This window comes from Streptomyces sp. NPDC033845 (genome assembly GCF_055576225.1).
Map to the genome: position 1 here is coordinate 229,575 of NZ_JBVIRI010000011.1, position 14,386 is coordinate 243,960.

1 protein-coding gene is annotated in these 14,386 nt (G+C 75.1%); it reads left to right on the top strand.

The window, feature by feature from the left end; translation table 11 throughout:
- Positions 1–55 precede the first annotated feature (55 nt).
- Positions 56–14,374, top strand: a complete 14,319-nt coding sequence (locus ACZ50K_RS24080) for an amino acid adenylation domain-containing protein (RefSeq protein WP_468906517.1) — start codon at positions 56–58, stop codon at positions 14,372–14,374.
- Positions 14,375–14,386 lie beyond the last annotated feature (12 nt).

Here is a 14,386-nt window from a genome sequence, read left to right on the forward strand (position 1 = left end):
TTCCCCCCTCCCCTCCCCCCTTCTCCGCCGCTGCCGAATCCTGGAGCACGATCCCATGAGCGACCGCCCCTCCCAGCGTCTTCCCCTCACCGGGGCACAGGCCGGTGTCTGGTACGGCCAGCGACTCGACCCCGCCTCCCCCGTGTACAACGTGGGCCAGTACGTCGCGATCGAAGGCCCGCTCGACCCGGACGTGTTCCTCGCCGCCCTGCGGCGGACGGTGGCCGAGAGCGAGGCGCTGACCGCCCGGTTCGCCGAGGACGAGGCCGGCGAGCCCTACCAGCAGACCTGGCCGGGCCCGGCCTCCGGCCCGCTGGTGGCGGTACTGGACCACTCCGCCGACAGCGACCCGGTGGGTGCGGCGGTGGAGGCGATGCGCCAGGACATGGGCCGCCCGCTCGACCTGACCGCCGACACCCTCTACCGGTTCGCCCTGCACCGGGTCGGCCCCGAGCGGGTCCTGTGGTACCAGCGCGCCCACCACATCACCCTGGACGCCTTCGGGTTCGCGCTGCTGTCCCGGCGGACCGCCGAGGTCTACTCGGCCCTGATGGCCGGCACCGAGCCCGCCCCCCGCACCTTCGGCAGCCTCGCCTCCGTGGTGGAGGCCGAGCGGGAGTACCAGGACTCCGGCAGCCGGGCGGCGGACCGGGCGTACTGGCTGGAGCGGCTCGCCGACTGCCCCGAGCCGGAACCGGTCAGCGGGACGGCCGTCCCGGCCGCGCACGGGTTCCTGCGCGACGGCGCCGAGCTGACCGCCCCGGAGACCGCCGGGCTGCTGGCCATCGCCCGGGCGGCGAAGGCGAGTTGGGCGGACGTGGTGACCGCGGCCTTCGCCGCCTTCGTACACCGCTCCACCGGTGGCCGTGACGTCCTGCTGTCCCTCCCGGCGATGGCCCGGCTGGGCACCGCGGCGCTGAAGGTGCCGGCCATGGTGGTGAACGTCCTGCCGCTGCGGGTTCCCGTCCGTCCCGACACCCCGATCGCGGAGCTGGTCGGGACGGTGGCCGCCGCCGTCACCGGACTCCGCCGCCACCAGCGCTACCGCGCCGAGGACATCCGGCGCGACCTCGGTCTGTCCGGGCGGGCCCGCGGCCTGCTGGGCCCCATGGTCAACATCAAGGCCTTCGATACCGCCCTGGACTTCGCGGGCTCCCCCGGGACCGTGCACAACATCGCCGCCGGGCCGGTGGACGACCTCACCCTCGGCGTCCACCACGACACCGCGCGGGGCGTGCTCCGCTTCGAGTTCGACGGCAACCCGGAGGCCTACGACCGGGATGCGCTGGCCGCCCGGTGCGCCGAGTTCGCGCACTACCTGAAGGAGCTGGCCGCGGCCGGCCCGCAGGCCCCGGTGGGCCGCCCCGACCTGCTCGACGCGGCCGCCCTGGCCGCGGCCGTGGACAGGGACGCGGACACCGCCCGCGAGCTGCCGTCCGGGACCGTCGTCGACCTGTTCGGGGAGGTCGCGCGGCGGCACGGCGGGCTCCCCGCGGTGATCTCCGGGAAGAGCTCCCTCGGCTACGCGGAACTGGACGACCGCTCCGAACGGCTGGCCCGGGTGCTCGCCGGACACGGGGTGGGCCCGGAGGCCGTGGTCGGCATCGCGCTGCCCCGGTCCCGGGAGCTCGTCGTCGCCCTGCTCGGGGTGCTCAAGGCGGGCGGCGCCTATCTGCCGCTGGACCTGGACTACCCGGCGGACCGGCTGTCGTTCATGGTCGAGGACGCCCGCCCGGTGTGCGTGCTGACCACCCTGGACCTCGCCCGTCTGGTCCCCGATGTCCCGGGGGTCCCGGTGGTGGTCCTGGACGCGCCCGACACCCTCTCCGCGCTCGCCGACGCCGCTCCCGACGCCGGTCCGGACGCCGGCACCGAGGCGGATCCGGAAGCGGGGGCCGCCGCCGGACCGGTGGCCGCGCCGGTCCGGCCGGGGCCGCAGCACCCCGCGTACGTGATCTACACCTCGGGTTCCACCGGCCGCCCCAAGGGGGTGGTGGTCCCGCACTCCGCGCTCGCCAACTTCCTCCGCATGCAGTCCGCCGAACTCGGCCTGGCCCCCGAGGACCGGCTGGTCGCCGTGACCACCGTCTCCTTCGACATCCACGTCCTGGAGATCCACACCCCGCTGCTGTGCGGCGCCACCGTGGTCCTCGCCGACCGCGACACCGTCCGCGACCCGGCCGCGCTGGCCGCCCTGGTGGACGAGCACCGCCCGGCCGTCATGCAGGCCACCCCCTCACTGTGGCACGCCCTGCTGGAGGACGGCCGGCCCACCGCCCTGGCCGGGACCCGGGTGCTGGTCGGCGGGGAGGCCCTGCCGGCCGCCCTGGCCGAACGCCTGACCCGTACGGCAGCGTCGGTCACCAACGTGTACGGTCCGACCGAGGCGACCGTCTGGGCCACCTCCGCCGTGCTGCCGCCCGGCCACACCGGGGTCCCCGACATCGGCACCCCGTTCTGGAACACCCGCGCCCGGGTCCTGGACGGCGCGCTGCGCCCGGTGGCCCCCGGCCGGCCCGGGGAGCTGTACCTGGCGGGCGGGCAGCTGGCCCGCGGCTATCTGGGGCGCCCCTCGCTGACCTCGGAGCGGTTCACGGCCGACCCGTTCGGCGCGCCGGGCGAGCGCATGTACCGGACCGGGGACCTGGTCCGGCGCCGGGCCGACGGCCGGATCGAGTTCCTGGGCCGGGCCGACGACCAGATCAAACTGCGCGGGTTCCGCATCGAACTCGGCGAGATCGAAGCCGTGTTGGCGGGCTGTGCGAGGGTCGGGCAGGCGGTCTGCCTGGTCCGTGAGGACCTGCCCGGCTTCCCGGCCCTGATCGGCTACGTCACCCCGGCCGGGGACGGCCCGGCCGGGGACGGCCCGGCCGCCGGTGCGCTGCGCGCGGCCGCCGCCGAGGCGCTGCCCGAGTACATGGTGCCCTCCGCCTTCGTGGTCCTGGACCGGTTCCCGCTCACCGCGAACGGCAAGGTGGACCGGCGCGCCCTGCCCGCCCCGGACCTGTCCGGGCTGGTCGCCGAGGGCGGCCGGGCCCCGCGCGGGGCCCGTGAGGAGATCCTCGCCGGGATCTTCGCCGATGTGCTGGGCGTCCCCTCGGTGGGCGCCGTGGACGACTTCTTCGCACTCGGCGGGCACTCGCTGCTCGCCGCCCGGGTGATCGCCCGGACCCGTACCGCGCTGGGCACCGAGTGCGGCATCAAGGACGTCTTCGAGGCCCGCACCGTGGCCGCGCTGGCCGCTCTGCTGGCAGGCCGGGCCGCCGCCTCCCGGACCGCCCCGGCGGCCGCGGAGCGCCCCGACCCGCTGCCGCTGTCGTACGCCCAGCAGCGGCTGTGGTTCCTGCACCAGATGGAGGGTCCCGGCACCACGTACAACATCCCCTTCGCGGTGCGTTTCACCGGACGGCTCGACGCCGTCGCCCTGGACGGGGCGCTCGCCGACACCGTGGCCCGGCACGAGTCCCTGCGGACCGTGTTCGGGGAGCGGGACGGCGTGCCCTTCCAGCGGGTGCTGACCCCGGCGGAGGCCGGGGTGCGGCTGGCCGTCACCGAGGAAGCCGATGTCGACGCGGCCGTGGACCGGGCGCTCGCGCATGTCTTCGACCTGACCGTCGAGGCCCCGCTGCGGGTGACCCTGGTGCGGTCCCCCGGTGCGGACGCGCTGGTGGTGCTGCTGCACCACATCGCGAGCGACGAATGGTCGATGGGTCCGTTCCTGCGCGATCTGGAGCTCGCCTACGCGGCCCGGCTGGCGGACTCGGCCCCCGAGTTCGCCGAACTGCCCCTGCAGTACGGGGACTACGCGCTGTGGCAGCGGGAACTGCTGGGCGCCGTGGACGCGCCGGACAGCCTGGCGGCCGGTCAGGCCGCCTACTGGCGGGCCGAGCTGGCGGGCCTGCCGGCCGAGGCCGGGGGCCTGCCGGCGGACCGGCCGCGGCCGGCCGTCGCCGATCCCGCGGGCGCCATGGCCTTCCGGCCGGTGCCGCGCGAACTGGCCCGTGCGGTGCGGGTGCTGGCCCGGGAGTCCGGCACCAGCGTGTTCATGGTGGTGCACGCGGTGGTCGCCGCGACCCTGCACCGCCTCGGCGCGGGCGAGGACCTGGTCCTGGGCAGCCCGGTGGCCGGGCGTGCCGACAGCGCGCTCGACGAGCTGGTGGGCTTCTTCGTCAACACGGTGGTGCTGCGCACCGACCTGTCCGGCGATCCGACCTTCGCCGAACTGCTGGACCGGGTCCGGTCCGCGGACCTGACCGCCCTCGACCACTCCGACCTGCCGTTCGACCAGGTGGTGGAGGCCGTCAACCCCGAGCGGTCGCTGTCCCGCCACCCGCTGTTCCAGACGATGGTCTCGCACAGCACGGTCTCCCAGGACGTCCGGAGCCTGTTCGGGCTGTCCGCCGACGCCGACCGGGTCGACCCCGGTGTCACCAAGTTCGACCTGGACATCACCTTCGCGGACTCCGCGCACGGCGAGGACCTGGAACTGGAGGTCTTCTACTCGACGGCCTTGTTCGACCGGGCGACGGTGGAGACCTTCGCGGACCGGCTGCTGCGCGCCCTGGCCGAGGCGGTCGCCGCCCCCGGGCTCGCGGTGTCGGAGTGGGAGCTGCGCGACGAGGAGGAGCGGGCCCGGCAGGGGCGGTGGAACGACACGGCCCGTCCGGTGCTCGCCCAGAGCGTGCCGGAGGTGTTCGCCGAGCGGGCGGCCGCCGCCCCGGACGCCGTCGCGGTGGTGGCCGGCGCGGAGCGGCTGACGTTCGCCGAACTGTCCGACCGGGCGGGCCGGCTGGCCGCCGTCCTGGTGGCGGAGGGGGTCGGCGCGGACTCGGTGGTGGCGCTGGCCCTGCCCCGGTCCGCCGACGCGGTCGTCGCCGTCCTCGCCGTCCTCAAGGCGGGCGCCGCCTATCTGCCGCTGGACCTGGAGCTGCCCGCCGGACGGCTGGAGCACATGCTGCGGGACGCCTCCCCGGTGTGCGCGGTGACCGTCCGCGACGCGGCGGCACGGATCCCGGGGGTTCCCTCGGTGGTCCTGGACGATCCGGCGACGCGGGAGCGGCTGGCGGCCGCGGTGCCCGGTCCGGACGCCGTGCCGGACCCCGAGCACGCCGCGTACGTGATCTACACCTCGGGTTCCACCGGCCTCCCCAAGGGGGTGCTGCTCCGGCACGCCGGTCTGACCCGGCTGTTCCGGGACCACGAGCGGGACCTGTACCTGCCGGTCGCCCGCCGGCTGGGCCGCCGGGTCCGCGCCCTGCACACGGCCTCGTTCTCCTTCGACTCCTCCTGGGAGCAGCTGCTGTGGCTGGTCGCGGGGCACGAGCTGCACCTGCTGGACGAGTACGCGCGCCGGGACGCGGAGGCGGTGGTGGCGTACGTGCGGTCCGAGCGGATCGACACCCTGGACGTGACCCCGTCGTACGGTCGGCAGCTGGTGGACGCCGGTCTGCTGGCCGGGACCTGGCGGCCCCCGCTGTTCCTGCTGGGCGGCGAGGCCGTTCCGGCGGGGCTGTGGCGGGAGCTGGCCGCCTTCGAGGACGTGGAGGTGGTGAACTACTACGGTCCGACCGAGTTCACCGTGGACGCCCTGGTGGCGCGGGTCGGGGACTGCCCGACCCCGGTGGTGGGCCGTCCGCTGGACAACGCGCGGGCGCATGTGCTGGACGGCCGGCTGCGTCCGGTGCCGACCGGGGTGACGGGTGAGCTGTACCTGGCGGGCGAGCAGATCGCGCGCGGCTATCTGGGCCGGTTCGCGCTGACGGCGGAGCGGTTCGTTGCGGACCCGTTCGGGGCGCCGGGGAGCCGGATGTACCGCACGGGTGACCTGGTGCGGTACCGGCCGGACGGGCTGATCGAGTTCCTGGGCCGGGCCGACGACCAGGTGAAGATCCGCGGGTTCCGGGTGGAGCTCGGGGAGGTGGAGTCGGCGCTGACGGCACTGGCCGGGGTGTCGGCGGCGGCGGTGCTGGTGCGCGAGGACGTGCCGGGCATCCCGCGACTGGTCGGCTATGTGACGGGTGTCGCGGAGGACGGGCTGGCACGGCTGCGCGCCGAGCTGGCGGAGCGGCTGCCGGAGCACCTGGTGCCGGCGGCGCTGGTGGCCCTGACGGAGCTGCCGACGAACGTCAACGGGAAGCTGGACCGGGCGCTGCTTCCGGCCCCGGCGGCGGCCCCCGCGACGGGTTCGCGGGCTCCTCGCGGGGAGGCCGAGGAGCGGGTGGCCGAGGTGTTCTCGGAGGCGCTGTCGCTGCCTTCGGTCGGTGCCGAGGACGACTTCTTCGGGCTGGGCGGTCATTCGCTGCTGGCGACCCGGGTGGCGGCGCGGCTGCGTGCAGCGGGCGGCGACTGCACGGTCCGGGACGTCTTCGAGGCCCGTACCGTGGCCGCGCTGGCGGACCGGCTGGCCGGGCGGGCCGGTTCCGGCCGTCCCGCGCTGCGCGCCGGGACGCGGCCGGAGCGGCTGCCGATGTCGGCGGCGCAGGCCCGTCTGTGGTTCCTGTACGGGCTGGAGGGCCCTTCGGCCACATACAACATCCCGCTGGCGCTGCGGCTGAGCGGGGCCGTGGACGCGGTGGCGCTGGCCGCGGCGGTCGCCGATGTGGTGGCCCGTCACGAGGTGCTGCGGACCGTGTACGGGCAGGACGCGCGGGGGCCGTTCCAGCGGATCCTGGCGGCCTCCGAGGCCGAGGTGCCGTTCCTGGTCGAGCGGCTGCCGGCGGCCGGCCATGCGGACCGGATCGACCGGGAGTCGGCCCGTCCCTTCGATCTGGCGGAGGAACTCCCGCTGCGCGCGCTGCTGTTGGAGGACGGCGGGACGGAGCGGACGCTGCTCCTGCTGATGCACCACATCGCCGGTGACGAGTGGTCGACCGGCCCGCTGCTCGCGGACCTGGCGGCCGCGTACGCGGCCCGTACGGACGGCCGCGCCCCCGAGTTCGCCGGACTCCCGGTGCAGTACGCGGACTACGCGCTGTGGCAGCGGGAGCTGCTCGGCGAGCCCTCGGCGGAAGGCTCCCTGGCCCACCGTCAGGCGGACTACTGGCGTGCGGCGCTGGCCGGAGTGCCGGCCGAATCGGCGCTGCCCGTGGACCGGGCGCGTCCGGCGGTTCCCTCGCACGAGGGGCGGACGGTCACAGCGGCGCTTCCGGCAGGACTGGTGTCCGGCCTGGACGCCCTCGCCTCCTCGGCGGGGACCACGGTGTTCACCGTGGTGTCCGCGGCGGTCGCGGCCCTGCTGCACCGGCTGGGCGCGGGCGAGGACGTTCCGCTGGGCAGCCCGGTCGCGGGCCGCGGCGAGGAGCTGCTGGACCCGCTGGTGGGCTTCTTCGTCAACACGGTGGTGCTGCGCGCCGACCTGTCGGGCGCCCCCACCTTCCGCGAACTCCTGCGGAGGACGGCGGCGACCGCCACGGCGGCCCTGGAGAACGCGGACCTGCCGTTCGAGGCCGTGGTGGAGGCGGTGAACCCGGAGCGGTCCCTGTCCCGTCACCCGCTGTTCCAGACGATGGTGGCGTACGAGGGCGGCGGGCGCGGCCCGGTGTCCCTGTTCGAGGGGCTCACGGCCGAGGAGGTCCCGGTCGCGGCCGGCGCCGCCAAGTTCGACCTGGAGATCCTGTTCCGTCGTGCGGGCGCCGGGGTTTCGGGGATGACCTGTGGCATCCGCTATGCCACGGACCTGTTCGACGAGCCGACCGTGGTGGCGCTGGCGGACCGTCTGGTGCGTCTGCTGGACGCGGCGGTGGCCGGCCCCGACCTCCCGGTCGCCGAGCTCGACCTCCTCTCCGCCCAGGAGCGGGAGCTGGTCCTGCACACCTGGAACGACACCGACACCCCCCTGACCGGCCCCGCCGACCTGGCCGCACTGGTCTCCGCGGGCACCGCGGACGCCAGCGGCCCCGCCCTCGTATGCGAGGGCGCGGAACTGACCCGGCCCGTCTTCGAACAGCGCGTCAACCGCCTCGCCCGACTGCTCATCGGCCGCGGAGTCGGCCCCGAGTCCGTCGTGGCCGTCGCCCTGCCCCGCTCCTTCGACCTCCTCGTCGCCCTCCACGCGGTCATCCGCGCGGGCGGCGCCTACCTCCCCCTCGACCTCACCCTCCCCGCCGACCGCCTCGCCTACATGGCCGAGACCGCCAAGCCCACCCTCACCCTTACCGACACCCTGTCGGCAGACTCCCTCCCCGAGGCCGGAGACGGCATCCGCATCCTCCTGGACTCCCCCGAGACGGCGCGCCGGCTCTCCGCCGAGACCGCGGACGAGGTCTGCGACGCCGACCGGCGCGCTCCCCTGCTGCCGCGGCACCCCGCCTACGTGATCTTCACCTCCGGCTCCACCGGCCGCCCCAAGGGCGTCATGGTCGAACACGAGGCCATCGTCAACCGCATCCGGTGGATGCAGCACACCTACCGACTGACCACCCACGACCGGGTCCTCCAGAAGACCCCCGCCGGATTCGACGTCTCCGTCTGGGAGTTCTTCTGGCCCCTCACCCAGGGCGTCCCCCTGGTCATCGCCCGACCCGAGGGCCACAAGGACCCCCGCTACCTCGCCGACCTCATCCGCGAACAGCACGTCACCGTGCTCCACTTCGTGCCCTCCATGCTCGCCGCCTTCCTCGGCGAGACCGCCCTCCCCACCACCGTCCGCCTCGTCGCCTGCTCCGGCGAGGCACTCCCGGGCGAGCTCACCGCCCGCTTCCACCGGACGGCCCCGCACGCGCGGCTCGCCAACCTCTACGGGCCCACCGAGGCGGCCGTCGACGTCACCGCCGGCTTCTGCGCTCCCGAGGAGGCGGACGCCGGACGGCACCCGTCCGCGTCCATCGGCGGCCCTGTCTGGAACACCCGGGTCTACGTCCTGGACCAGCGGCTCCGCCCGGTGCCGCCCGGCACCCCGGGCGAGCTGTACCTGGCCGGGGTGCAGCTGGCCCGCGGCTACCTCACCCGCCCCGACCTCACAGCGGAACGTTTCGTCGCCAACCCCTACGGCGCTCCCGGCGGACGTATGTACCGCACCGGGGACCTCGTGCACCAGCTGGCCGACGGCCGGATCCAGTACCTGGGCCGGACCGACGACCAGGTGAAGCTGCGCGGGTTCCGCATCGAACTCGGTGAGATCTCCACCGTCCTGGGATCGGCTCCCGGGGTCGCCCAGGCCGCCGTGCTCGTCCGGGAGGACATCCCGGGGATCCAGCAGCTGGTGGCCTACACGGTCCCCGCAGCCGGTGCGGAGCCCGACACGGGGGCGCTGCGCGCCCATGCCGCCGCCCGTCTGCCCGAGTACATGGTCCCGACCGCGTTCCTGACCCTGGAGCGGCTGCCGCTGTCCCCGAACGGGAAGCTGGACCGGCGGGCGCTGCCCGCGCCCGAGGCGACCCCGGTGTCGGCCTCGCGCGCACCTCGGAACCTCCGCGAGGAGGTCCTCGCCGGGATCGTGGCGGACGTCCTGGGACGACCGGCCGTGGGCGTGACCGAGGACTTCTTCGCCCTCGGCGGCCATTCGCTGCTGGCCGCCCGCGCCGCGGGCCGGATCCGCGAGGTGCTCGGCGTCGACTGCGAGATCCGCGACCTGTTCGAGCTGCGGACCGTGGAGTCGCTGGCCGCACGGCTCGCCGACCGGACGGCGGGCAGCCGCCCCCGGCCCGTCGCCGGACCCCGGCCGGAGCGGCCGCCGCTGTCCTTCGCCCAGCACCGGCTGTGGCTGATCGACAGCGTGCGCGGGCCGTCCGCCACCTACAACGTGCCGGTCGCGGTCCGGCTGGCCGGACCGGTGGACCTCCCTGCGCTGCGGGCCGCCGTCGCCGATCTGGTGGCCCGGCACGAGGTGCTGCGCACGGTGATCGCCGAGCACGAGGGCGAGCCGTACCAGCGGGTGCTGCCGGCCGACGGCGCGGTGGTCCCGGTGGAGCTGCGGGAGGTTCCGGCGGACCGGCTGGCCGATGAGGCGGTCCGGGCCGGCGGGCACGTCTTCGACCTGGCGGCGGAGCCGCCGGTCCGGGTGACCCTGCTGCGGGCCGCCCCGGACGCACACGTCCTGGTGCTGCTGGTACACCACATCGCGACGGACGAGTCCTCCACGGAGCTGCTGCTCACGGATCTCGACCTGGCGTACCGGTCCCGACTGGCGGGCACCGCAACGGAGTTCGCCGAACTTCCGGTGCAGTACGTGGACTTCGCGCGCTGGCAGCGGGAGCTGCTGGGCGACGCCGGGGACCCGGAGTCGGCCGCGGCCCGGCAGGCGGAGTTCTGGCGTACGGCACTGGCCGGGGTGCCGGCCGAGCTGGCCCTGCCGGCCGACCGGCCGCGGCCCGACGAGCCCTCGCACCGGGGCGGGGTGGTCGGGTTCTCGGTGTCCCCCGCGACGGCGGACGCCCTGGTCCGGCTCGCCCACGAGCACGGGGCCACCCCGTTCATGGCGGCGCACGCGGCGGTGGCGGTCCTGCTGCACCGGCTGGGCGCGGGCGAGGACATCCCGCTGGGCAGCCCGGTCTCGGCCCGTGAGGGGGCCGAGCTGGAGGGTCTGGCCGGGTTCTTCCTGAACACGCTGGTGCTGCGGGCCGACCTGTCGGGAGCCCCGACCTTCGGGGAGCTGCTGGGCCGGGTCCGGGACACCGGGCTGGCCGCCTTCGCCCATGCGGACCTGCCGTGGGAGACGGTCGTGGAGTCCGTGGACCACGAGCGCTCGCGCGCCCGGAACCCGCTGTTCCAGACGATGGTCACCTACCACTCGGTGGACGGTGCGGTGCCCGAGCTGTTCGGGCTGCCGGCCGCCGAGCTGACGGTGGAGACCGGGGGCGCCAAGTTCGACCTGGAGATCGCGTTCGGCAGCACCCGTGCGGGTGCGGGGATCGAGGGCGGGATCCGTTACGCCACCGATCTGTTCGACGAGTCGACCGTCCGCACCCTGGCGGACCGTCTGGTCCGGCTGCTGGACGCGGCGGTGGCGGGTCCGGACCTGCCGGTCGCGGAGCTGGAGATCCTCTCGCCGGAGGAGCGGGACCTGGTCCTGCACACCTGGAACGACACCGACACCGTCCTGACGGGACCGGCCGACCTGGCCGCACTGGTCTCGGCGGGAACCGGCCAGGCCACCGGCCCCGCCCTGGTCTTCGAGGGTGAAGAGCTGTCCCGGCCGGCCTTCGAGGCACGCGTCAACCGCCTGGCCCGCCTGCTGATCGGCCGTGGAGTCGGCCCGGAGAGCGTGGTCGCCGTGGCCCTGCCCCGCTCCTTCGACCTGGTCATCGCCCTGCACGCGGTCATCCGCGCCGGAGGCGCCTACCTCCCCCTGGACCTCACCCTCCCCGCCGACCGCCTCACCTACATGACGGAGACGGCCGCCCCCGCACTCATCCTTACCGACACTCTGTCGGCAACATCCCTCCCCGACGACATCCCGACGCCCCGGGTCCTGGTGGACTCCCCCGCCCTGGACGACCAGCCCGCCCACGAGATCCTCGACACCGACCGGCGCACACCCCTGCTCCCCCGCCACCCGGCCTACGTCATCTTCACCTCAGGATCCACCGGCCGCCCCAAGGGCGTCATGGTCGACCACCGGGCCATCACCAACCGCATCCAGTGGATGCAGCACACCTACCGACTGACCACCCACGACCGGGTCCTCCAGAAGACCCCCGCCGGATTCGACGTCTCCGTCTGGGAGTTCTTCTGGCCCCTCACCCAGGGCACCCCCCTGGTCATCGCCCGACCCGAGGGCCACAAGGACCCCCGCTACCTCGCCGACCTCATCCGCGAACAGCACGTCACCGTCCTCCACTTCGTGCCCTCCATGCTCGCCGCCTACCTCGGCGAGACCACCCTCCCCACCACCGTCCGCCTCGTCACCTGCTCCGGCGAAGCCCTCCCCACCGACCTCACCACCCGCTTCCACCACACCACCCCCCACGCACGACTCGCCAACCTCTACGGACCCACCGAGGCGGCCGTCGACGTCACCGCCGCCACCTCCGACCCGGAGGAGCGGCACAGCGGGCGGGCCTCGGCCCCGATCGGGTCTCCCGTGTGGAACACCCGGGTGTACGTCCTGGACGGGCGGCTCCGCCCGGTGCCGCCCGGCACACCCGGCGAGCTGTACCTGGCCGGAATCCAGCTGGCCCGCGGCTATCTGGCCCGGCCCGGCCTCACCGCCGAACGCTTCGTCGCCGACCCGTTCGCACCCCCCGGCGAGCCCGGCAGCCGCATGTACCGGACCGGAGACCTGGTCCACCACCTGCCCGACGGCCGGCTCCACTACCTGGGCCGGACCGACGACCAGGTGAAGCTGCGCGGCTTCCGCATCGAACTCGGTGAGATCGAGGTCGTGTTGGCGGGCGCGGAGGGTGTGGCGCAGTCGGCGGTGCTGGTCCGGGAGGACGTCCCCGGCATCCAGCGGCTGGTGGCCTACGCGGTGCCCGTCGCGGGTACCGCGGTCGATCCGGAGGCGCTGCGCGCCCACACCGCCGCCCGTCTGCCGGAGTACATGGTCCCGGCCCTGTTCCTGACCCTGGAGCGGCTGCCGCTGTCCCCGAACGGGAAGCTGGACCGGCGGGCGCTGCCCGCCCCGGCCGTCCCGGCCCGGCCGGCGGCCGCCGCCGCGGCACCGGTCCCCTCAGGGCCGGTCGGCAGCCCCGATGTGGTGCTCGCCGCGCTGATGGCCGAGGTCCTGGGCCTGCCGTCCATGGGCGGGGAGGAGAACTTCTTCGAACTCGGCGGGGACAGCATCGTCTCCATCCGGCTGGTGGGCCTGGCCCGCAAGGCCGGTCTGACGGTGTCGGCCCGGCAGATCTTCCAGAACCCGACCCCGGCCGGCCTGGCCTCCGTGGCCATACCGCGCGAGGCGGCCACGGCCGTTCCGGCCCGGTCGGCGGACGGCGGTCCCGGACCGCTGCCGCTGCCGCCGGTCGCCCAGTGGCTGGCCGCCCGCGGCGGACCGTACGCCTCCTTCGGGCAGGCGCGTCTGATGCGGCTGCCCGCCGGAACCGACCACGCCCGTCTGACGACGGCCCTGCAGTCCGTGCTCGACCACCACGACGGGCTGCGGCAGTCGCTGTCGGTGCCCCGGCCCGGCGTGTGGAGCGCGGAGGTCCGTCCGGTCGAGGAGGTGCGGGCCGGCTCCCTGCTGGAACGCCTCGACGCCGCCGGGCTGGCCGCCGAAGAGCTCCGCGAGCTGGTCACCGCCACCTCCGCCCGGCTCTCCGGACTGCTGGACCCCGAGAACGGGACGGTCTTCCGGGCCGTGCACCTCGACCGCGGCCCCGACGAGCCCGGCCGACTGCTGATGGCCGCGCACCACCTGGTGGTGGACGAGGTGTCCTGGCAGATCCTGCTGCCCGACCTCCGGTCGGCGTACGAGCAGGCGGCCGAGGGCCGGACACCGGTCCTGGAACCGGTCGGCACCTCGCTGCGGACCTGGACCACCCATCTGCTCGCCGAGGCCCAGCACCCGCGCCGGACCGTGGAGCTGGACCGCTGGCTGGCGGCCGCCCCCGGCGCCCCGCTGCTGGCCGACCGCCCGCTGGACCCGTCCCGGGACACCGCGGCCACCGCGCGGGCCCTGTCCGTGCGGCTGTCGGCGGAGCGGACCGCCCCGCTGTTGCAGGCGGTGCCGTCCGCGTTCCACGGCACCGTCGGGGACACCCTGCTGACGGCGCTGTCGCTGGCCGTCGGCGAGTGGACGACCGGGCGCACCGGCTCCGCGGGCGGCGGGTTCACCGTCGACCTGGAGGGCCACGGCCGGGAGCAGGAGCTCCTGCCGGGAGCCGACCTCACCCGGACCGTCGGCTGGCTGACCAGCATCCATCCGCTGCGGCTGGCGGCCTCCTCCTACGACCCGGTCGCCGTGCTGGCCGGCCGGGAGGACGCCGGGGCCGCCCTGAAGGAGGTCAAGGAGCTGCTGCGGGAGGTCCCGGACGGCGGCATCGGCGCCGGGCTGCTGCGGTACGCGAACCCGGCGACCGCGCCCCTGTTCGCCTCGGACGGCGGCACGGGCGGCGCCGAGGTGCTGTGGAACTACCTGGGCCGGCAGACCGGCGGCGGCCGGGAGCCCTCCGCCTGGGGGCCGGCCGAGGAGGCGGACGCCCTGTCCGGGCGGCCGCACCCCGAACTGCCGCTGTCGCACCCGCTGGAGGTCAACGTCGAGATCGTCGACGGGCCGGACGGACCGGAACTGGCCGCGGTGTTCATCCGGGCCGGCGAGCTCCTCTCCGAGGAGACCGTCACCCGACTCGCCGACCGCTGGCTGGACGCGCTCGACACCCTCGCCGCCTGGGCCAATGGCGGCACCACCGGGGGGCACACCCCCTCGGACCTCGACCTGGTCGAACTCAACCAGGACCAGATCGACATGCTCGAAGAAATGTGGAGGGCCCAGCAGTGACGCAGGCGCGAA